The following is a 21,128-nucleotide window of genomic DNA, read 5'->3' as shown; positions in this document are numbered from 1 at the left end:
GTGACCCCCCGCGCGGCGATCATCGGCCTGTCCGGCCTGCGCCTGACGGCCGAGGAGGCCGCGCTGCTGCGCGCCCGCCGGCCGGTCGGCGCCATCCTGTTCGCGCGCAATGTCGCCGAGCCGGGGCAGTTGCGCGCTCTGACCGGCGAGATCCGCGACATCCTCGGGGCCGAGGCGCCCATCCTGGTGGATCAGGAGGGCGGCCGCGTCGCCCGGCTGAAGCCGCCGCAGTGGGAGCGATTCCCGCCCGCCGCCGCCTTCGAGCATGCGCCGGAAGCGGCCTTGCGGGCCAATGCCGAGTTGCTCGGGCGTGTCTGCCGGGAGGTCGGGCTCGACGTGGTTTGCGCCCCGGTGCTCGACCTGCGGCTGCCCGGCGCGCATGGCGTGATCGGCGACCGCGCCTTTTCCGAGGACCCCGCCGTGATCGCCCGACTCGGCGCCGCCTTTGTGGCGGGGTTGCAGGCCGCCGGCGCGATTCCGGTCATCAAGCACATTCCCGGCCATGGCCGGGCGCTGGCCGACAGCCACCATGAATTGCCGCGCGTGACGGCCTCGGTGGCCGACCTCGCCGCGGATATCGCCCCGTTCCAAGCGCTGGCGGGTTCCGGTGCCTGGGCGATGACCGCGCATGTGCTGTACGAGGCCTGGGATCGGGCATTGCCTGCCACCATTTCCCCGGTCGTGATCAGGGACATCATCCGTGGTGAGATCGGGTTCGAGGGCGTGTTGGTGACCGATGACCTGGCGATGGGTGCGCTGGCCGGTGCGTCGAATGATCTGGCCAGCGCGGCGCTGGCGGCCGGCTGCGACCTGGTGCTGCATTGCACCGGCCGGCTGGGCGACACCGCCGCGCTGCTGGCCGATTGCCCGACGCTGACCGACCGCGCGGCCGAGCGGCTGGCCCAGGCTCGGGCGATGACCGAGGCCTTCCATGGCCGCCGGCCCGACGCGTTGCGGGCCTTGCGCGATGCGGCGCTTGGCGCCCTGGCGGCGGTGGCACCCGGCGACGACCCGACCGCGCGGCCGGCATGATGCCCGATTGGCTGCCGGAGGTGGCGGCGGCGGCGATCGCCGCCATCCTCGCCATCACGCTGCATGAGGCCGCGCATGGCTACGCCGCGCTGTGGCTCGGCGACGACACGGCACAGCGCGCCGGGCGGATCAGCATCAACCCGCTGCGCCATGTCGACATGATGGGCACGATCATCCTGCCGGGCGTCATGGTGGCCGGGCAGTTGCTCGCCATGGGCCAGGTGCAGGGGGTGTTCGGCTGGGCCAAGCCGGTGCCGGTGAACATCTGGCAGCTGCGCAATCCGCGCTGGGGGATGGTGCTGGTCGCCGCCGCCGGGCCGGCGACCAATGCGGTGCTCGCCGTCATCGCCGCGCTGCTGGCGCATCTGGTGTTCTGGGGGCAAGGGGAGCTGGGGCCGGAGATGACGCGCTTCCTGCTGCGCTTCGTCGGCCTGTCCATCATGTCGAACCTGGTGCTTGGATTGTTTAACCTGCTCCCGCTGCCGCCGCTTGATGGCGGGCGGATCATGGTGGGCCTGCTGCCGCGCGGGCCGGCAATGGCGTTGGCGCGGGTCGAGCCCTACGGCATCCTGGTGGTGATCATGTTCCTGTTCATCCTGCCCATGGCCGTGCCGGCCTGGGACCCGATGAACCTGTTCCTGCGCAACATCGTCGCCCCGGTATTCGATTTCGTGCTGCTGACCGCCGGGCATGGGGGCGGCGGGTGAGCGAGTCGCTGCACCTGACGCTGGACGGCTTCGAAGGGCCGCTCGACCTGCTGCTGGAACTGGCGCGGTCGCAGAAGGTCGATATCGCGCGGATCTCGATCGTCGCGCTGGTGGACCAGTATCTGGCGGTGATCGAGGGCGCGCGGCGGGTGCGGCTGGAACTGGCCGCCGATTGGCTGGTGATGGCGGCTTGGCTGGCCTGGCTGAAGTCCCGCTTACTGATCCCCCCCGAGGAAGCCGAGGGCGAGGATGCCGAGGCGCTGGCCGAACAGCTCGCCGACCGACTGGTTGAGCTGGAACGCATGCGTGCCGCCGCGCTGTGGCTGAACCGGCGGCCCTGGCTCGGCCATGACGTGTTCGGCCGTGGCGCGCCGGAGAGTCTGCGCGTCGAGGACCGGTCCGGGCTGCATGCCGACCTGCCGTCGCTGTTACAGGCCTATGTCGCGGCGCGGCGGCGGGCGTTGGCCAAGCGGCCGTATCGCCCGAAGCCGCGCAAGCTGTTCTCGGTGCAGGAGGCGCTGGAGCGGCTGACCCGGCTCGTCGGCGCGCTGCCGTCCTGGACGGTGCTGCAGGGATTCCTGCCCGATACAATCATGGACCCGCTGGAACGTCGCGCGGCCCTTGCCAGCACGCTGATTGCGGGGTTGGAGATGGCGCGCGGCGGCGGGATCGAGATCCGCCAGGAGGAGGCCTTCGGTCCTATCATGGTACGCCGCCGGACCGAGGAAGGGACCGCGGATGACCAACCAGGCTGACGAGCCGAGGCCGGACGCGCCGGAGCAGCCCGCGGACGTGGCGCTCGCCGCGCCGCGCGAATCGACTGACCGCGACACGACGGCCGGGTCCGGGATGGACTCGGTGGAGGAGGTGGTCGCCGAAGGCGTGCCGGCCGATGACGTCGCGCCCGACCCGGCGCTGCTCGCCGCCGCCGTGCGGCTGGCCGAGGCGCTGGTCTATGCCTCCGACAAGCCGGTCACACCGGCCATGCTCGGCGCCATCCTGCCCGAGGGGCTGACCGCCGGCATCGTCATGGCGGCGCTCGCCGAGGCCTGCGAGGGCCGTGGCGTTGTACTCACGGAGGTCGCCGGCGGCTGGGCCTTCCGTACCGCACCGGACCTCGCGCAGCGGCTGACCAAGGTGGTGCAGGCGCCGCGCCGGCTGCCGCGTGCGGCGATGGAGGCACTGTCCATCATCGCCTATCACCAGCCCTGCACGCGCGGCGAGATCGAGGAGATTCGTGGCGCCGCGCTGGCGCAGACGACGCTGGAGGCGCTGCTGGAACTGGGCTTGGTCGCCCCGCGCGGCCGGCGCGAAGTGCCCGGCCGCCCGACGCTGTGGGGGACGACGCCGAAATTCCTCGAACAATTCAGCCTGCGCGCGCTGTCCGACCTGCCGCGCAAGGAGGAACTGGTGACCGCCGAAACCGGCCCGCCCTTGCCGTTGCAGGGAATGCGGCCCGAGAAGCCGGAACCCGAGCCCCCTGCCGAGCCCGAAACCACCTCGGAACCGGAGCAGGACGAGCCGCCGGCCGCCCCGGCGGGACCATGACCACCATCACCGGAAAAGCACCCCCCAGGCAGGCCGAAGGCCGGCCCGGTGCGCACAGCGCGAGCGCGAGCGCGCGCGACCGCCCGCCAGCCGCCGCCAATGCGCCTTGGATGCGCGAAGGCAAGCCGGCCGGATGGCCGGCGCCCGCCGTCTGAGGGCATAAAGCATGTCTCTCGAATTTCACGGCATTCGCCACGCCTATTCCGCCCAGGAGGTGCTGCGCGGCATCGACCTTTCCGTCGCGCCGGGGGAGATCGTCTGCCTGCTCGGCGCTTCGGGCTGCGGCAAGACGACGCTGCTGCGCCTGGCGGCGGGGCTCGAACCCTTGCAGGCCGGGCGGATCGACCTCGGTGGGCAGGTGATCGCCGAACCGGGGCGGGACGTGCCGCCGGAACGCCGCGGCGTCGGCTTCGTGTTCCAGGATTACGCGCTGTTCCCGCATCTGACGGTGGCGGAAAACGTCGCCTTCGGCCTGCGCTTCGCCCCGCGCGGCGAACGTGGCTGGCGGGTGATGGATGCGCTCGCCCGGGTCGGTCTCGAGGCATTTCAGGCGGCATTTCCGCACATGCTCTCGGGCGGGCAGCAGCAGCGCGTGGCGCTGGCCCGCGCCCTCGCACCGCGTCCGGCGGTGCTGCTGCTGGACGAGGCTTTCGCCAGCCTCGACGCCCGGCTGCGTGAGCAGGTGCGCGACGACACACTGCATGTGTTGCAGACCTCCGGCATCGCCACGCTGCTGGTCACCCATGACGCAGAGGAGGCGATGTTCATGGGCGACCGCATCGCCCTGATGCGGGAGGGGCGGATTCTCCAGCTCGGTCCGCCGGAACAGCTCTATTTCGGCCCGACCGACCCCTATGTCGCGACCTTCCTCGGCGAGGTGAACCGCCTGACGGCGCGAGTGATCTGTGGCCTGGCCGAGACCCCGGTCGGTGCCCTGCCTGCTCCGGGCATGGCCGATGGCGCTACTGTCGAGGTGCTGGTCCGCCCCGAAGGCCTGCGCCTGGGCGCCGATTCCGGCACGGAGGCGACGGTGGATGCCTGCCGGCTGCTGGGCGCAACGACGCTGGTGCATCTGTCGCTGCCGGATGGGGCAGGGGGCTTGCTGCACCTGCATGCCCGGCTGCCGCCCGGTCGACGGTTGTCACGTGGCGAACGTGTAACAGTTGCGATTGACCCCGAGCGGGCCTTCGTGTTTCCGCCCGAGGCACCCTAGATATCCGTCACCGCATTGGCGTGATGCCGGCTTCCTGCTAACGGGGCGTCCCCTGCCGGCAGAGAAAGACGCCGGAGGATAAGGAACGCATGTTCGACCTTGCCTGGTCCGAGATCGCCTTGGTTGCCGTGGTGGCGCTTGTCGTCATCGGGCCCAAGGACCTGCCCGATGCCATCAAGGGCGTGGCGAAGGGGATTCAGTCCCTGCGCCGGAAGGTTGCCGAGTTCCAGCAGCAGGCCGATGAGCTTGTGCGGGAAGCGAAGCTCGACGACGTGCGCAACCAGATCGCCGATGTGCGCAACACCATCAGCGACATCCGCAAATTCGACATCAAGGGGCACCTTGAGAAGGCCGTCGACGGTGATGGCTCAGTGCGCAAGGCCTTCGATGACCCGATGATGGGCGGCAGCAGCTATACGCCGCCGGCGCCTTATGAGCCGCCGCCGGTGCCCGAGAACGCGCCCGCCTTCGTGCCGCCCGACGTGGCGCGCTGGGCCGCGCCGATGCCGCCGCCCGCGCCGCTGCCCGAGCCCGTGGCGGCACCCGCCTTCGTGCCGCCCTCCGAGCCGGCCCCCTCGGCGTCCTCCGCGCCGCTTTTCACCACGGCGCCTGCGCCGCTTCCCGCCACGGCGTCCGCGCCGATGGCCGAACCGGTTGCCACGCCGGCCGCCCAGCCGTCTCCGCCGCCCGAGCCGCCCCGGCCCGCCCCCACCACCCCAAGCGTGTAGGGGACAGTGTCCTTGGCTTCGAATACCGAAGAAGAAGATCCGATCAACGACAAGCCGATGCCGTTGATGGATCACCTGAAGGAACTGCGCCTTCGGGTCCTGTGGTCGGTTGGCGCCTTCATCATCGCCTTCGCCGTCTGCTATTACTTTTCCCGCCAGATCTACGCCTTCCTCGCGGAGCCGCTGGCGCGGATTCTCGCGCAGCAATCGGGCGGCGAACGGCGGATGATCTTCACCGCCCTGTACGAAGCCTTCTTCACCTACCTTAAAGTGGCCTTCTTCGGCGCGGTGTTCTTCAGCTTCCCGATCTGGGCGACGCAGCTGTGGTTGTTCATCGCGCCGGGGCTGTACCGGTCCGAGAAGCGGGCGATCTATCCGTTCCTGATCGCCTCACCCTTCCTGTTCCTGATGGGGGCGGCGCTCGCCTACTACTTCATCTTCCCGCTGGCCTGGAAATTCTTCATCTCCTTCGAGACGCCCGCGGGTTCCGGCGGCATCCCGATCCAGCTCGAAGCGAAGGTCGGCGAGTATCTGTCGCTCGTCATGCACATGATCCTGGCCTTCGGCGCGGCGTTCCAGCTGCCGGTGCTGCTGACGCTGCTGGTCAAGGTCGGCATCGTGAATGTCGAGACGCTGCGCAAGGGACGACGCTATGCGATCGTCGGCATGTTCGCGGTCTCGGCGATCATCACGCCGCCGGACATCATCAGCCAAATCGGCCTCGCGGTACCGTTGATCCTGCTCTACGAAATCTCGATCTTCGCGGCGCGCTGGATGGCGCCCAAGCGCAACGACGACGCCTGAGGGATAGCCGGCGATGCATGACATAAGGGCCGTCCGCGCCGACCCCGCGGCGTTTGATGCGGCATTGGCACGGCGCGGAATTGCGCCGGCGTCGGCCGCCATCCTGGCGCGTGACGAAGCGCGCCGCACCGCGCAGACCGCGCAGCAGGAGAAGCAGGCGCGCCGCAACGCTATCGCCAAGGAGATCGGCATGGCCAAACGCCAGGGGGGCGACACCGCCGCCCTGGAGGCCGAGGCGATCGCACTGCGCGACGAGATGGCCGCGCTGGAGACGACCGCCGCCGAGGCCGAGCGCGAGCAGACAGCGCTGCTGGAAGTCCTGCCTAATACCCTCGACCCCGAAGTGCCCGATGGCGCCGACGAGACCGCCAATGTCGTGCTGCACCAACATGGCGAGATCCCGTCGCTCGCTTTCCAGCCGAAGCAGCATTTCGAGCTCGGCGAAGCCCTCGGTCTGATGGATTTCGCCACTGCGACGAAGATCGCTGGCGCCCGCTTCACCGTGCTCAAGGGCGCGCTGGCGCAGCTCGAACGCGCGCTCGGCCAATGGATGCTGGCGCTTCACACCGAGGAACACGGCTACACCGAGGCCTCGGTCCCGCTGCTGGTGAACGACGCCGTCGCCTACGGTACCGACAAGCTGCCGAAATTCGCCGACGACCTGTTCCGCACCACCGACGGACGCTGGCTGATCCCGACCGCCGAGGTACCGCTGACCGGTTTCGCGATGGATACGATCATTCCCGAGGCGGACCTGCCGATGCGCCTGACGGCGCTGACGCCTTGCTTCCGCTCCGAAGCGGGCAGCGCCGGGCGCGACACACGGGGGATGCTGCGCCAGCATCAGTTCTGGAAGGTGGAGATGGTCACCATCACCACCCCCGAGCAATCCGTCGAGGAACATGAGCGCATGACGCGCTGCGCCGAGCGGGTGCTGACCGATCTCGGCCTGACCTGGCGACGGGTGTTCCTCTGTGCCGGTGATACCGGCTTCGGCGCGGCGCGCACCTATGATCTCGAGGTCTGGCTCCCCGGGCAGCAGGCCTGGCGCGAGATCTCCTCCTGCTCCAACACGCGGGACTTCCAGGCTCGGCGCATGAACGGCCGCTTCAAGCCGAAGGAAGGCAAGGGCAATGTGTTCCTGCACACGCTGAATGGGTCGGGCGTCGCCGTCGGCCGAGCGCTGATCGCGGTGATGGAGACTTATCAGAACGAAGACGGGTCCATCCGTATCCCGGCGGTGCTGCAGCCCATCATGGGCGGGCGTGAGAAGATCGGCTGAACGGCCTCAGCCGGTCGTCGTGACCGGCAGGGTGATGGTCTCGCCGAAGGTGGGGATGCGGAAATCGGCGTCCCCGCGCAGGGCTTCGAGACGGGTGGTGGGCTCGTCGATCGCCTCGCGCGTCAGCTTAAACACACCGAAATGCATGGCGATCGATGTTCGCGCGCGCAGCGCGTGATGCGTCAGCAGCGCCTCCTCCGGGTTCATGTGGACCGTGTTCATGAACCAGCGCGGGTCATAGGCACCGATCGGCACCAGGGCGACATCGAAGGGACCCAGGCGGTCGCCGATCTCCTGAAGATGCGGCCCCCAGGCGGTGTCGCCACAGAAGAACAGGCGGGCGCCGGAGGCCGTCTCGATCGCGAAGCCGCCCCACAGCGCGTGGCATTGGTCGCGCAGGCCGCGCGCTGAGCCGTGCCGCATCGGCAGGTAGGTGATGCGGTGGCCGCCGGGCAGGTCATGAGCCTGCCACCAGTCGAGTTCCGTCACCTGGCGCAGCCCTGACCGGCGGATCAGCGGCGCGTTGCCGAGGCCGGTCATCACCGGCGGCGCGTCCATCCCCGCCAGCCGCCGCAGCGTGGCGAGGTCGAGATGGTCATAGTGGTTGTGCGAGACCAGCACCGCGTCAGGCCGCGGCAAGGCGTCGGGCGGCTGCCCCGGCGGTCGATGGCGATGCGGGCCGATGAAGCTGAAGGGGCTGGCGCGCCGGCTCCAGACCGGGTCGGTCAGCAGCACCGGGCCACCGGCGAAGGCGATGCAGAAGCTCGCATGGCCGATGGCGGTGACCGCGACATGGCCCGCCGGCGGCGGCACGGGCGGCGGCTGCGGGTGGACCGGCGCCGGCGCCGGCCAGGGCGCGCCGCTGCCGCCGAACATCAGCCGGACCACCTCGGACAGCCGCTTGCCGCCCGAGGACCCATCCGGATTGAGGAAGCGGCCGTTCGGGTCGCGCCCCGCGCCCCTCACGGGTCGATCTTCACTCCAAGCCGGCCCGCCAGATCCTGGATGAACTGCCACGCCACCCGCCCCGAGCGGCCGCCGCGCGTCACCGACCATTCGATCGCCTGGGCATGCAGGTCCTCGGTGGAGATGGGCAGGCCGAAATGGGCGGCATAGCCCTCGATCATGGCGAAGAAGGTCGGCTGGTCGGCGTTGTGGAAGCCGATCCACAGGCCGAAGCGGTCCGACAGCGAGACCTTCTCCTCCACCGCCTCGCCGGGATTGATGGCGGTGCTGCGCTCATTCTCGATCATGTCGCGCGACATCAGGTGCCGGCGGTTCGAGGTGGCATAGAACAGCACATTGGACGGCCGCCCCTCGATGCCGCCATCGAGCACGGATTTCAGCGCCTTGTAGTCGGCATCGTCCTTCTCGAAGGACAGGTCGTCGCAGAACACCAGGCAGCGGCGAGGCTGCAGCCGCAATTGGCCCAGCAGGTCGGGCAGGGTGCGGATGTCCTCGCGATGGATCTCGATCAGCGCGAGGGAGCCGGGGATCTCGGCATTGGCCGTGGCATGGGCGGCCTTGACCATGGATGACTTGCCGGTGCCGCGCGCGCCCCACAGCATGGCGTTGTTGGCGGAAAAGCCGCGAGCGAAGCGCATCGTGTTGTCGAGCAGCAACGCCTTCTGGCTCTCGATCCCCTGCAGCAGGGCGATCGGCACGGCGGCGACCTGCGGCACCGGGGCGAGGTGCGGACGCGGTTCGGGGTGCCAGACGAAGGCATCCGCGGAGGTCAGCTCCAGCGAGGAGACCGGTGGCGGGGCCAAGCGCTCAAGCGCTTCGGCGATGCGGGTGAGGGCGGGCAGCAGGGGGGTATCATCCATGGTTTCCCGGGCATAGGACGGGACGCTATTGACGGGAAGGGGCGGGCCGCTAGGTTCCGCGCCATCACGCCGGAAGACGGAACAAGCACCATGTGGAACCCCTTCGCGATCTCGGTCGCGCACGCCCAGGACGCAGCCGGTGGCGCCGCCGGCATCGCCATGCAGATCATGCCGCTCGTGCTGATCTTCGTCGTCTTCTACTTTCTGTTGATCCGCCCGCAGCAGAAGAAGATGAAGGATCACCGGGAGATGCTGACGCAGCTCAAGCGCAATGACCGGGTGGTCACCGCGGGCGGCATCGTCGCGACCATCACCAAGGTGAAGGAAGGCTCGGACGAGATCGAGGCCGAGATCGCGCCGAATGTGCGCGTGATGCTGGTGCGCGGTACCATCACCAGCGTAGTCCGCCCGCAGGCGGCGAACGACCAGGGCTCGGCGGTCAAGAGTGGCTGAACGCCGCATATCACCTCCCGCGACTGACATCGGGCGCTGGGGGACAGCCCCGGCGCCCTTCGCGATTGCGCCATCGGCAGGCCGTGGTGGGCGTTCTCACGCGGCGTCCGACGGGGCGTAGCCCCGCCGAGACGGCCGCCCGGGGCAGAGGCCAGCAGGCGATTGCCATTTCAAGCACCCGTCATGCCGCCCCTGGCTGCCTCGACACGTGGAATTGTTTGGGAGTTTGTCTCTTTTCTACTCTCAGTTCATATATGATCGCTACGACTCACCTCTGACGAGCATGCCGCTGCATCCGCCAACCATCTTCGCCATCGCCTGGCTGCTGGCCCTGATCCTGGGCTCGCTGCAGCTCTTGCTCTGGCGGCAGGATCGCAAGCAGCGGCCACTGGCATGGATCGGTGGCGGATTCCTGTCGGCGGCGGCTGGCGCGGCACTGCTCTCGGCGCGCGGCCACATCCCGGATTTCGTGTCGGTCGTCGTCGCCAACGCTCTGGTGCTGTTCGCCTACGCGCTCATCTGGACTGGCATGCGGCAGTTCATGCGACGTCCGCCCCGACCCGCCGCCATGGCCCTGGGGTCGGTGCTCTGGGTGCTGGCCTGCCAAGTGCCGGCCTTTTACGAGAGCTTCTCGCTGCGCCTCATCCTGGCTTCCCTGGTCTGCGGGGCATACTCATCTGCGGGCGCGTGGGAATTGCTGCAGGGGCCGGCCGTCGCGCGACTGCCATCGAGCAGGCCGCTTGCAGCGCTGCTGATGGTCAACGCTACGCTCGTCGTGTCGCGAATCCCGCTGTTCCACCTGTTGCCGCACCCGGAGGTCGGCATGGGGCTGCCCACGATGTCGGTCGCCTTCGGCTTCGTCTCGATGACATCGGTGGTCGTCTTCGTCGGCATCGCGATGCTGATGGTCTCGCTCGCCAAGGAGCAGGCCGAGCAGCGGTCCAATGCTTTGCTGGCGGCGGCGCGTGACGCTTCGGAACGGGCGAACGAAGAAAAGTCGCGCTTTCTCGCGCGCATGAGCCATGAATTGCGCACGCTGCTCAATTCCGTCCTCGGCATGGCGCAGTCGTTGGCCAGCGACCCGGCGCTTACCCCGGCGCAGCGGGACCGCGCCGAGACACTGGAGCGGGCGGGCCGGCACCTCGTCGCGATCGTGAACGACAGCCTCGACCTCGGCCGCATCGAGGCCGGGCGCCTGGAACTGGCACCGCGTCCCGTCGACCTGCGCGCCCAGTTGCAGGAGGCGGTCGAGCTCATGCGCCCGAGCAGCCTCGAGAAGCGCATCGCCCTCAGCCTCCAGCCATTGCCGCCCTTGCCGGACGCGGTGCTGGTCGACCCGGTCCGGCTGCGCCAGATCCTGCTCAACCTGCTTGGCAATGCGGTGAAGTTCACGCCCGAGGGCGGCCAGATCGCGGTCTCCGTGCTGTCCGGCCAGGCCGGGCTGACCATTGCCATCACGGATAGCGGCCCCGGCGTGCCGGAGGAAAGCCGCGCGCGGCTGTTCCAGGATTACGAGCGCGTCGGCGCCGATGCCGCGGGCACCGAGGGCACCGGGCTCGGCCTCGCCATCACCGCCGCGTTGGCCGAGGCCATGGGCGGCCGGGCGTGGTATGCGCCTGGCCCGGGCGGGGTTGGCAGTTGCTTCAGCGTGACGCTGCCGCTACCCGCGGTCGCCCCGCCCGCGCCAGTCGAGCCGCCGGCCCCGGAACCACCGAAGCGGACCGAAGCGCTCCGCATTCTCGTCGTCGATGACATCGCCGCCAACCGGATGGTAGCCGAGGCCTTGCTCGGCCAGCTCGGCCACCGGGTCCAGAGCGTCGCCGACGGGCCATCGGCGATTGCGCTGCTCGAGGAAGAGTCGCTACCCGATGTGGTGTTGATGGACATCTTCATGCCGGAGATGGATGGCTATGAGGCCGCGCGGCGCATCCGTGCCCTGCCGGGGCCGGCAAGCCGCGTGCCCATCCTCGCCGTCACCGCCGAGGCCGGGCCGGAGGAGGAGCGGGCCTGTCTGGCGAGCGGCATGGACGGCCATATCGCCAAGCCGATCGACCGCGACACGTTGTTGCGGGCCGTCGCCGACGCGGTTCGGGTACGCGCCTAGGGCTCGTCGCGGTCGGCTGGCCTCATCCGAGTGCGTGACGGTGCTCATCAGGGAATGGTTGGAGTGGTCGCTGTGAACGCATGCGAAAGCCGCATGCGCTGGGGCCGCAGCACTTGGTGCGGCCGACCGGGCCGGCCGACGATGCCCACCACTGTAACCGGCACGGGAAAAGGCGCCGGGCAGGGATCTGCCGCGGCGCCTTGATCAGCCAGGGGAGGGCCGCGGCCCTCCTGTCATTCAGGCCGACTGGCCGGTGGTGAAGGAGCCCTTCGCCATCAAGTCGGCGACGACTTCCCAGTTCACCAGCTTGTCGAGGAAGTTCGCCAGGTAGTTCGGGCGGACGTTGCGGAAGTCGAGGTAGTAGGCGTGCTCCCATACGTCGCAGCCGAGAATCGGCTGGCCTTCGCCGGTCGCCAGCGGGTTGGCGCCGTTCGGGGTCTTGGTCACCTTCAGCTTGCCGTCGCCACCGATTACCAGCCAGGCCCAGCCCGAGCCGAACTGCGTCGCACCGGCCGCCTTGAAGGCGTCCTTGAAGGCGGCGAGGCCACCGAGGTCGGCATCGATCTTCGCGGCCAGCGCGGCCGGCAGGCTGTCGCCATGCGCGCCGCCGGGGGCCATCACCTGCCAGAACAGGCAGTGATTGTAGTGCTGGCCGGCCTGGTTCAGCACCGGCAGGCCATCGGCGCCAGCCTTGCCGGCTTCGGCGCAGATGGTCTCCAGCGACTTGCCGGCGAGGCCCTTGCTTTCGACCAGGCCGTTCAGCGCGGTGACATAGGCGTTGTGATGCTTGCCATGATGGAGTTCGAGCGTCTCCTGGCACATGCCGGTCGCGGCAAGGGCACCGGTCGCGTAAGGCAGCGGAGGCAGGCTGAAGGCCATGGGGTCTCTCCCGATCGTCGGACGAAGCGCGGGCCGCGCCACACAGGCGAGGTAGGCGGGGGTGTAACGCGCGTCAACCGCATGGGGTTCCGCCGGGCGCCGCGCGCGCGCATATCGGCGGCGTGAGTCTTTCCCCGATCGGCGCCTTCGCCCGCGCCCACGACCCCGACCGATTCCTCTGCGCGCTCTTCGCCCCGGCGGAGCGGCGGGAGGCGATCTTCGCCCTGATCGCGCTCAACCACGAGCTCGCCCGTGCGCGGGAGGCGGCAACCAACCCCATGGCCGCGCTGATCCGCCTGCAATGGTGGCGCGATGCGGTCGAGGAAGCGCGCGACGGTCGCCCCGCCCGCCACCACGAGGTGGCCGGCCCGTTGCATGAGGCCGTCACTGCCGGCGCGCTCGACCCCGATGCGCTGATCAAGCTGATGGATGCGCGTGAGGTCGAGACCGAGGAGGGCGGCTTCGCCACCGAACAGGATTTCGTGACCTGGCTGCGCGGCACTGCGGGCGGCTGGTCGGCGGTGGCCGGGCGCGCGCTCGGCGCCGATGCCCAGGCGGCCGAGCTGCTGAGGGCGCTGGGGGCGGCCTATGGGCTCGCCGGGGTGTTGCGCTCGGTTCCTGCCCATGCCGCCCAGGGGCGCTGCCTGCTGCCGCTCGACCGGCTCGCCGAGGCCGGGTTGCTGGCGGAGCATGTCATCGCCGACCCGCAGAGCGTTGCGCTGGCGCCGATGCTGCGGACGATGGCGCGGGAGGGGCTGGAGGCGCTTGCCTCGGCACGGCGCGACGTGCCGGCCGGGGTGATCGCCGCCGCGCTGCCGGCGGTGCTCGCGCGGCGCGACCTGCGGCGTCTCGCTCGGGGTCGGCCCACGGCGTTGCGCGGGGTGGGCGACCGGCTCGCGGTAAGTTGGGCAGGGCTGCGTCACGCCGTGTGATCCATTTCGTCGCCCGGTGGCGCCGAGCCGGGTAGCCCTGCGCCCGCATCAGCGACAGGAGCGGCGACGGCCCATGGCGGCGAACGACACTGAATTCGGCGGCGCGACCGGCGAGCGGAACCTGGCCTTCGCCCAGGGCTGGAATCCCGCGACGCGTTCGGCGCGCGGCGGCATTTCCTTCCCCCAACAGGTCAAGATCCGCCCCGGCGAGGTGCTGATCCGCATCGGCCATTCCGTGGACCAGGCCGGCAACCCGATCCCCGATTGGGTGAACCTCACCTCGCCGTGGTGGATGACGAGCAGCACCTTCCTTGAGATCGGCGGGCGCAGCGAGGATTCCGGCACGCCGATCGACCACATGGTGCGAATCAAGCTGGCGCTGACCCCGGATTTCGGCGTCGCCGACACGCTGTTCTGGGTGATCGTGCGCGATACCCTGCGCGCCTGGAATGGCCGCGGCTTCCCCGTCATGGAAGACCCCGACCCGGCGGTGCGCGAGAAGCAGGGCGTGCCGCTCGCCTGGCATGGCGGCTACGAGATTTCACAGAACTTCATCCCCGGCCTGCGCGACTTCGCGGCATGGAAGCCCTCGCTGGTCGCGCTGGGGAGCTTCGACGTGCTGCCGAAGATGCCGCTCACTGCCTGGGGTTCGCTGCATGACGGCGGCTTTGCGCCGATACCGTTTCCGCTACCGTGACGAATGGGGCGGCGCGCCCGCCCGATGGAGTATGCCCTGATGTTCCCCATTCTCTCCGCCTTCCCGCAGCGCCCGTTGACCCTCAAGCCCGGGCGCGGTGCGTTCGGCGGCTGGATGATGGCACTGCTGGGCGTGGTGCTGTTCGGCGGCTTCCTGGTCCTCATGGCGATCGAGATCGGCCCGGCGATCCGCGACGATTTCGCGGTGCGCGACCAGGCCCGGCCCGCCGCCTTCGCCCGCGTCAGCGAGGGGCGCTGCAGTTCGCGCATGTTCCTGTTCCAGAGCTGCGACATCACGCTCGACTGGCGCGACAAGGACGGCAGCCACACCCGCAAGCTCAGCTACATGTTCGTCGAGCCGCATATGGGCTCCTGGACCGCCACCCCGATGATGGACCCGCAGCGGCCCGCGCTGGTGACGACGGATCTCGGGCTCGACCGGCTGTGGAACCGGGTCGCCACCGCGATCGGCGGCGTGGTCTTCGCGCTGGCCATCATCGTCGGGCTATTCCTCACCGCACGGCAGGCCCAGGCCAAGCGCGGCGAGGTCTCGGCGCTGTCCGGCCGGGTGTTGCAGCCGGTGCCGGTGGTGTTCGATGGCTGGGGCAAGGGTCCGACCTGGCGCGTACGCGACGAGCACGGCGCGCATTTCGAATGGCCGGTCCGCAAGTCGGACAAGCCCTATATCCTCGACGCGCAACGCGGGCTGGTGCTGGCGCTGCGCGACCCCGCGGGTGGGCCGGCCTTCCCGCTGGATGAAAAGCTGCGCTTCGTCACCCTGACGCAGGAGGAGCGGGCGCGCATCGACGGTTCCCGCTGGGTGCCGGCCTCGGCCTGATCGGTCGCCCGGCTGTCGGCCCCTGCGCCTTGACGATGCGCTCGCCGCTGCCTGACTATCGCCCGACGTGCCAGGGACCGCCACCATGTGGATCACCGGGGTCGAGCCCGGGGTGAGCCGGGTGCCGATCGTTATCTTCTCGCTCGACCGGCCGGATTATCTCGAGCGTCTGTGCCGCGGCCTGCTGGCGCAGGTGCAGGTCCGGCCCGATCCGTCGCGTGTCTTCCTGATGCAGGACGGCGCCGTCTCGCCGCGTTCGGGCCGCCGCTACGGGGATGCGGCGCGCATGCAGCGCTGCGTCCATGTGTTCCGGAGCCTGTTTCCGCACGGGACGGTCGTGCCGGCCGGTGACAATCTCGGCATCGCCGACAATATCCTGCGCGGCCAGCGTCATGTCTTCGAAGCGCTGGACGAGCCGCTCGGCTATTTCTTCGAGGATGACCTCGAACCCGGCCCGCTCTACCTCGCCGCGCTGGAGGCGATGCGCGCGGCGACCGAGCCCTTCGCGGCGCGTGTCGCGCATTTCTCCGCCATCGGCGATCACCTAGCGCCGCGCCCGGGGCCGGTGGTGACGGTCAAGCAACTCGAATACCATTGGGGCTTCGGCCTGCGCCGCGAAGCGTGGCGACGCATCCAGGACCATCTCGCCCCATGGTGGGAGGAAGTCCGCCGGGTCGACTATCGCGGCAACAATCATCTGCGCCTGCTGAAGGTCTATCGGGGGTGGGATGCGGCATTCCTCGGTGTGGGACAGGACTCGGCGACGGCGGTGGCCTGTGCGTCGCTGCGGCTGGCGAGGCTGAACACTGATGTCTCCTTCGCCCGCTACATTGGCGAGCATGGCGAGCACTTCACGCCCGGCCTGTTCCGTCGGCGCGGATTCGAGGCTATGCGCTGGGCCGAGGCTGAGGCATTCACCCTGCTGCCGATCGCGCCCGACACGCTGGATGGTATCGTCGCCTGGGCGCGCGAATTCTACGTCACCTACCGGCGTGACCACCTGGAACCACTGATCGCGAAGATCGAGGCGGAGCAGGCCGACCCCGACCGCATCGCGACCGAGGAAGACATCGCCGGGCTGTGGCTGCTGATGCTGGACCGGCGGACCGTGCCGCCGCAGGTCCTTGAGCGCCATGTCAACCGCACGACCATGCGCGACCTGCGGCGCGAGATCGTGCGCATGCGCGCCTTCCAACGGGTGACCGGCAGCTGATCGGCTGCGCTTGACGTGCTTCATGGCGGCATCCGAACATCGTCCCGTTCCGGGAGCACGACATGCGCATCGTTGGTGTGGAGCCTGGGGTGACCCGGGTTCCTCTAGTGATCTTTTCGTTCGATCGGCCGGAGTATCTGGAACGGCTGGGCCGAGGATTGCTGGCGCAGACGCAGGTACGCGTCGATCCCTCTCGGGTCTATCTGATGCAGGACGGCGCAGTCTCGCCGCGCACCGGCACACGCTACGGTCGACCCGTCATGCTGCGTCGGTCCGTCGAGGTCTTCCGGTCACTGTTTCCGGAAGGCACCGTGTTGCCGGCCGACCATAATCTTGGCATCGCCGACAATATCCTGCGCGGCCAGCATCATATCTTCGAGACCCTGGATGAGGAGGTAGCCTACTTCTTCGAGGATGATTTGGAGCCTGGTCCGCTCTACCTCGCGGCGCTCGAGGCGCTTCGCCTGCGGACGGAGCCCTTCTCCGATGCGGTCGGGTATTTCGCCGCCTTGGGTGACCAACGTAAGCCATTGCCGGGGCCAGAGGTCCGGATGACGCAACTCGAGCACAATTGGGGCTTCGGATTGCGACGTGCGGCCTGGCGGCGCATCCAGGCCTTCCTGCCGTCCTGGTGGGAGGAAGTGCGGCGCACCGACTACCGTGCCAAGAACCAGGCGCGCCTGTTGAAGGTCTATCGAGGCTGGGATGTCGCCTTCAAGGGCGTCGGGCAGGATACGGCGACATCGCTCGCCTGTGCCTCGCTGCAGTTGGCGCGGATCAACACCGATGTCTCCTTCGCACGCTACATCGGCGAGCAGGGCGAGAACTCGACGCCCGAGGTATTTCGCCGGCGGGCCTTCGACACCATGCGCTGGGCCGAGGCCAAGGCGTTCACCATGATCGGCCCGACCGAGGAGGACGCGCAGCGCATCGCCCGCCGCGACCACGGATTCTACCAGGGCTTCCGGCGCTCGAATCTTGAACCCCTGCTCGACAGGATCGAGGCGGTGCAGGTTGACCCCGACCGCATCGCGACCGAGGAGGACATCGCCGCGCTGTGGCTGCTGATGCTCGATCGGCGGATCGTGCCGCCGCCGATACTGCGACGCCATGCCAATCGCACGACCATGCGCGACCTGCGGCGCGAGATCGTGCGCATGCGCGACTTCCAGCGCGCGACCGGAAGCTGAGGCGTCAGGCGCGCTTGCGCTTGCGCGCCGGCGGCTCCACCCGTTCCAGCAGGGGTGCGAGGAAGCGCCCCGTATGGCTTTCAGCCACCGCGGCGATGACCTCCGGCGTGCCCTCGGCGATCATCCGCCCACCGCCTTCGCCGCCCTCCGGCCCGAGGTCGAGCACCCAGTCGGCGGTCTTGATGACTTCGAGATTGTGCTCGATCACCACCACCGTGTTGCCCTGTTCCACCAGCGCATGCAGCACTTCGAGCAGCTTGCGCACATCCTCGAAATGCAGGCCCGTCGTGGGTTCATCGAGGATGTAGAGCGTGCGGCCCGTGGCGCGACGTGACAGTTCCTTCGACAGCTTGATGCGCTGCGCCTCGCCACCCGACAGCGTCGTCGCCTGCTGGCCGAGATGAATGTAGCCGAGGCCGACTTCCCTCAGCACCTTCAGCTTGTCGCGGATGGAGGGCACGGCGGAGAAGAACTCCACCCCCTCATCCACCGTCATGTCGAGCACGTCGGCGATCGACTTGCCGCGGAACTTCACCTCCAGCGTCTCGCGATTGTAGCGCTTGCCCTTGCAGGTGTCGCAGGTGACGTAGACGTCGGGCAGGAAGTGCATCTCGATCTTGATGAGGCCGTCGCCCTGGCAGGCCTCGCAGCGGCCTCCCTTGACGTTGAAGGAGAAGCGGCCGGCCTTGTAGCCGCGGGCGCGCGATTCCGGCATTTCCGAGAACCAGTCGCGGATCGGCGCGAACAGGCCGGTATAGGTCGCCGGGTTGGAGCGCGGCGTGCGGCCGATCGGCGACTGGTCGATGTCGATGATCTTGTCGAGATGTTCCAGCCCCTCGATGCGCTCATGCGGGGCAGGGACCTCGGCCGCGCCCATCAGGCGGCGGGAGGCGGCCTTGTAGAGCGTCTCGATCACCAGCGTGGACTTGCCGCCGCCGGACACGCCGGTGACGCAGGTGAAGGTGCCGAGCGGCAGCGCGGCCGTCAGGTTCTTCAGGTTGTTGCCGGTCGCGCCGATGACACGCAGCTGCTTCTTCTTGTCGGCCTTGCGACGGGTCGCCGGCACCTCGATGCGGCGGATGCCGGACAGGTACTGCCCGGTCAGGCTGGCGGGGTTGGCGGCGACCTCGGCCGGCGTGCCCTGGGCGATGACATGCCCGCCGCCCTTGCCGGCGGCCGGGCCGATATCGACCAGATGATCGGCCTGGCGGATCGCATCCTCGTCATGCTCGACCACCAGTACCGTGTTGCCGAGGTCGCGCAGCCTGCGCAGCGTGCCGAGCAGCCGTTCATTGTCGCGCTGGTGCAGACCGATGGACGGTTCGTCCAGGACATACAGCACGCCCGTCAGGCCGGAACCGATCTGCGAGGCGAGCCGGATGCGCTGCGATTCGCCGCCCGACAGCGTGGCCGACGACCGGCTGAGACTGAGGTAATCCAGCCCGACATCGACCAGGAACTGCAGGCGTTCTTCGATCTCGCGCAGGATGCGCCGGGCGATCTCCTGGCGCTGCGGGGTCAGCGTCTCCATCACCGTGGCGAACCACTCCCGCGCGCGGCGGATCGACAATTCGCTCGCCTCGCCGATGTGCCTGCCGGCGATCTTCACCGACAGCGCCTGCGGTTTCAGCCGGTAGCCGGTGCAGACCTGGCAGGGCTTCTGCGCCTGGTAGCGGGAGAGGTCCTCGCGCACCCAGGGATTGTCGGATTCCTTGAAGCGACGTTCGAGGTTCGGGATGACGCCTTCGAAGGCCTTCTTCACCTCGTAGGCACGCAGGCCGTCCTTGTAGCGGAGCGTGACGACGTCATCGCCCGTGCCATGCAGGATCTGCTGGCGCACCGCGGCCGGGATATCCTGCCAGGGCGTGCTCATCGGGAATTTGAAGTGCTTCGCCAGGCTTTCGAGCGTCTGGGTGTAGTAGGGCGATTGCGCACCGGTCCACGGCATGATGGCGCCGTCCTTCAGCGACACATCATCCTGCGGCACTACCAGCTGGGCATCGAAAAAGGTCTCCGTCCCGAGGCCATCGCAGGAAGGGCAGGCGCCGTGCGGGGAGTTGAAGGAGAACAGCCGCGGCTCGATCTCCTCGATGGTGAAGCCGCTGACCGGGCAGGCGAATTTCGCGCTGAACACGGTGCGTTCCTGGGTGTCCGCGTTCTCCGCATAGGCGATGCCGTCGGCCAAGCCCAGCGCGGTCTCGAAGCTGTCCGCCAGGCGCTGGGCGATGCCCTCGCGCACCACGATGCGGTCGATCGCCGCCTCGATGTCGTGCTTCAGCTTCTTGTCGAGCTTCGGGGCCTCGGCGATCAGGTGCAGCGCGCCATTCACCTTCACCCGCTCAAAGCCCCGGCGTTGCAGTTCGGCGAGTTCCTTCTTGAACTCGCCCTTCTTGCCGCGCGCGATGGGGGCGAGCAGCAGCAGCCGCGTGCCTTCCTCCATCGCCATGACGCGGTCGACCATCTGCGAGACGGTCTGTGCCTCGATCGGCAGCCCGGTCGCCGGGCTGTAGGGCACGCCGACGCGCGCCCAGAGCAGGCGCATATAGTCGTGGATCTCGGTGACGGTGCCCACGGTCGAGCGTGGATTGTGGCTGGTGGTCTTCTGCTCGATGGAGATCGCCGGGCTCAGCCCCTCGATCGAATCGACATCGGGCTTCTGCATCAATTGCAGGAACTGTCGCGCATAGGCCGATAGCGACTCGACATAGCGCCGCTGTCCCTCGGCATAGATGGTGTCGAAGGCGAGGGACGACTTGCCCGACCCCGACAGGCCGGTGACGACGGTCAGCTTGTCGCGCGGGATGTCGAGGTCGACATCCTTGAGATTGTGCTGCCTGGCGCCGCGAATTCGGATCTGGCCGGTCATGCGATGGGGGCTCCGCCCGGGGCACGGCGGGGCCGGCCGGGAGTGTTCCGGTGATGTTCTCTATCTATATGCCCCCTGACCGGGCGTCTGGAAAGGGTTTGCTGCGCTGCCGCGTGCCCTGCGGGGGGATGGCCGCGACGGCCAGAAGCGAGTAGGCTGGCCGGCTAAATTACTGAGGAATCGCTGCTATGGCGGGAATCAACAAGGTCATTATCCTCGGCCGCCTGGGTCGCGATCCGGAAGTGCGCAACTTCCAGAACGGCGGCAAGGTGGTGAACCTGCGCATCGCAACCAGCGAGCGATTCAAGGACCGCGAAGGCAACCAGCAGGAGCGCACGGAGTGGCACGCCGTCGCCATTTTCAATGAGCGCCTGGGCGAAGTGGCCGAGAAGTACCTGCGCAAAGGCAGCGAAGTGTACATCGAAGGCCAGATCGAAACCCGGAAGTGGCAGGACAAGGAAGGCCAGGAGCGCTACACGACCGAAATCGTGCTGCGTCAGTTCCGCGGCGAATTGCAGCTGGTCGGCGGGCGTGGCGGCGCCGGCGGCGCGCCGGATGAGGGCGGCTATGCCGAACGTCCGGCCAGCGGCGGTGGCGCCTCGCGTGGCGGCTACGAGGGTGGCGGCGGCGCGGCGCGCTCCGGTCCGGCGCCTCGCAGCGGCGGTGGCGGTGGCGGCTGGGACTCGAAGAAGACCGACCTCGACGACGAAATCCCCTTCTGAGCCGGCCCGGCGCGGCGGTTGACGCAGGCCGCCGCGCGGTGCCTATGACGCCCAAACCCGCGCGCGGCCGCGCCGCGCCCCCATGACCGGATCGA

General features: G+C 68.9%; 21 protein-coding genes. 17 read left to right on the top strand and 4 right to left on the bottom strand.

The genetic code is table 11. The features are described from left to right. The 9 genes from nagZ (at position 1) to serS (ending at position 7,314) form a co-directional block, all read left to right on the top strand. Positions 1 to 1,032 carry a beta-N-acetylhexosaminidase gene (nagZ, locus tag IEY36_RS01290; protein ID WP_188965101.1) on the top strand — a complete coding sequence of 344 codons (1,032 nt, stop codon included), beginning with the start codon at positions 1 to 3 and terminating at the stop codon, positions 1,030 to 1,032. Continuing rightward, on the top strand, positions 1,029 to 1,739 hold the full coding sequence (locus IEY36_RS01285) for a site-2 protease family protein (protein WP_308423097.1): 711 nt from the start codon (positions 1,029 to 1,031) through the stop codon (positions 1,737 to 1,739). Before nagZ ends, IEY36_RS01285 begins: the two co-directional genes overlap by 4 nt. Continuing rightward, on the top strand, positions 1,736 to 2,494 hold the full coding sequence (locus IEY36_RS01280; protein WP_188965100.1) for a segregation and condensation protein A: 759 nt from the start codon (positions 1,736 to 1,738) through the stop codon (positions 2,492 to 2,494). The genes IEY36_RS01285 and IEY36_RS01280 overlap by 4 nt, the downstream gene beginning before the upstream one ends. After that, positions 2,478 to 3,287, top strand: coding sequence for an SMC-Scp complex subunit ScpB (scpB, locus tag IEY36_RS01275; protein WP_229681003.1), 810 nt, complete (start codon positions 2,478 to 2,480; stop codon positions 3,285 to 3,287). The genes IEY36_RS01280 and scpB overlap by 17 nt, the downstream gene beginning before the upstream one ends. Further along, on the top strand, positions 3,284 to 3,442 hold the full coding sequence (locus IEY36_RS01270; RefSeq protein ID WP_188965099.1) for a hypothetical protein: 159 nt from the start codon (positions 3,284 to 3,286) through the stop codon (positions 3,440 to 3,442). Before scpB ends, IEY36_RS01270 begins: the two co-directional genes overlap by 4 nt. A gap of 11 nt (positions 3,443 to 3,453) precedes the next feature. Beyond that, a complete protein-coding gene (locus tag IEY36_RS01265; protein ID WP_188965098.1) occupies positions 3,454 to 4,500 on the top strand; it encodes an ABC transporter ATP-binding protein in 1,047 nt (348 codons plus the stop codon). 89 nt (positions 4,501 to 4,589) lie between these two features. Continuing rightward, positions 4,590 to 5,228, top strand: coding sequence for a Sec-independent protein translocase protein TatB (tatB, locus tag IEY36_RS01260; protein ID WP_188965097.1), 639 nt, complete (start codon positions 4,590 to 4,592; stop codon positions 5,226 to 5,228). A gap of 57 nt (positions 5,229 to 5,285) precedes the next feature. Beyond that, positions 5,286 to 6,032 (top strand): twin-arginine translocase subunit TatC, encoded by a 747-nt coding sequence (gene tatC, locus IEY36_RS01255; protein WP_188965489.1) that lies wholly within the window; start codon positions 5,286 to 5,288, stop codon positions 6,030 to 6,032. Between the two features lie 13 nt (positions 6,033 to 6,045). After that, positions 6,046 to 7,314 carry a serine--tRNA ligase gene (gene serS, locus IEY36_RS01250; RefSeq protein ID WP_188965096.1) on the top strand — a complete coding sequence of 423 codons (1,269 nt, stop codon included), beginning with the start codon at positions 6,046 to 6,048 and terminating at the stop codon, positions 7,312 to 7,314. 6 nt (positions 7,315 to 7,320) lie between these two features. Here serS and IEY36_RS01245 read toward each other — a convergent pair whose 3' ends face one another. Next, positions 7,321 to 8,280: an MBL fold metallo-hydrolase gene (locus IEY36_RS01245; protein WP_229681002.1), complete on the bottom strand. Its 960-nt coding sequence runs from the start codon at positions 8,278 to 8,280 to the stop codon at positions 7,321 to 7,323. Beyond that, positions 8,277 to 9,140 carry an ATP-binding protein gene (locus tag IEY36_RS01240; RefSeq protein ID WP_188965094.1) on the bottom strand — a complete coding sequence of 288 codons (864 nt, stop codon included), beginning with the start codon at positions 9,138 to 9,140 and terminating at the stop codon, positions 8,277 to 8,279. Before IEY36_RS01240 ends, IEY36_RS01245 begins: the two co-directional genes overlap by 4 nt. 90 nt (positions 9,141 to 9,230) lie before the next feature. Between IEY36_RS01240 and yajC the strand changes: the two genes are divergently transcribed. After that, on the top strand, positions 9,231 to 9,593 hold the full coding sequence (gene yajC / locus IEY36_RS01235) for a preprotein translocase subunit YajC (RefSeq protein WP_188965093.1): 363 nt from the start codon (positions 9,231 to 9,233) through the stop codon (positions 9,591 to 9,593). Positions 9,594 to 9,876: 283 nt separating this feature from the next. Then, complete coding sequence (locus IEY36_RS01230) at positions 9,877 to 11,697, top strand: hybrid sensor histidine kinase/response regulator (RefSeq protein ID WP_188965092.1); 1,821 nt, start codon at positions 9,877 to 9,879, stop codon at positions 11,695 to 11,697. A gap of 237 nt (positions 11,698 to 11,934) precedes the next feature. Here IEY36_RS01230 and IEY36_RS01225 read toward each other — a convergent pair whose 3' ends face one another. Further along, positions 11,935 to 12,576, bottom strand: coding sequence for a superoxide dismutase (locus tag IEY36_RS01225; RefSeq protein ID WP_188965091.1), 642 nt, complete (start codon positions 12,574 to 12,576; stop codon positions 11,935 to 11,937). A gap of 122 nt (positions 12,577 to 12,698) precedes the next feature. Between IEY36_RS01225 and IEY36_RS01220 the strand changes: the two genes are divergently transcribed. From IEY36_RS01220 to IEY36_RS01200, 5 genes are all read left to right on the top strand, one after another. Beyond that, positions 12,699 to 13,508, top strand: a complete 810-nt coding sequence (locus IEY36_RS01220) for a phytoene/squalene synthase family protein (RefSeq protein ID WP_229681000.1) — start codon at positions 12,699 to 12,701, stop codon at positions 13,506 to 13,508. A 73-nt stretch (positions 13,509 to 13,581) separates the two neighbouring features. After that, positions 13,582 to 14,205 carry a hypothetical protein gene (locus IEY36_RS01215; RefSeq protein WP_188965090.1) on the top strand — a complete coding sequence of 208 codons (624 nt, stop codon included), beginning with the start codon at positions 13,582 to 13,584 and terminating at the stop codon, positions 14,203 to 14,205. A gap of 39 nt (positions 14,206 to 14,244) precedes the next feature. Continuing rightward, positions 14,245 to 15,042 (top strand): hypothetical protein, encoded by a 798-nt coding sequence (locus IEY36_RS01210; RefSeq protein ID WP_188965089.1) that lies wholly within the window; start codon positions 14,245 to 14,247, stop codon positions 15,040 to 15,042. 85 nt (positions 15,043 to 15,127) lie between these two features. After that, positions 15,128 to 16,255, top strand: coding sequence for a hypothetical protein (locus tag IEY36_RS01205; RefSeq protein WP_188965088.1), 1,128 nt, complete (start codon positions 15,128 to 15,130; stop codon positions 16,253 to 16,255). A gap of 62 nt (positions 16,256 to 16,317) precedes the next feature. Continuing rightward, the gene (locus IEY36_RS01200) at positions 16,318 to 17,445 is read left to right on the top strand and encodes a hypothetical protein (protein ID WP_188965087.1); all 1,128 of its coding nucleotides are present in this window, start codon (positions 16,318 to 16,320) and stop codon (positions 17,443 to 17,445) included. 4 nt (positions 17,446 to 17,449) lie between these two features. Here the strand turns inward: IEY36_RS01200 and uvrA are convergent, their stop codons facing one another. Further along, positions 17,450 to 20,311: an excinuclease ABC subunit UvrA gene (uvrA, locus tag IEY36_RS01195; RefSeq protein WP_188965086.1), complete on the bottom strand. Its 2,862-nt coding sequence runs from the start codon at positions 20,309 to 20,311 to the stop codon at positions 17,450 to 17,452. 188 nt (positions 20,312 to 20,499) lie between these two features. Here uvrA and ssb point away from each other — a divergent pair, with 188 nt between their 5' ends. Continuing rightward, positions 20,500 to 21,033 carry a single-stranded DNA-binding protein gene (gene ssb, locus IEY36_RS01190; RefSeq protein WP_188965085.1) on the top strand — a complete coding sequence of 178 codons (534 nt, stop codon included), beginning with the start codon at positions 20,500 to 20,502 and terminating at the stop codon, positions 21,031 to 21,033. Positions 21,034 to 21,128: the final 95 nt, after the last annotated feature.

This window comes from Neoroseomonas lacus, assembly GCF_014644535.1.
GTDB classification, from domain to species: Bacteria; Pseudomonadota; Alphaproteobacteria; order Acetobacterales; family Acetobacteraceae; genus Neoroseomonas; species Neoroseomonas lacus.
Note: the sequence above shows the minus strand (reverse complement) of the source record. Positions and strands in the feature narration are given on the sequence as shown.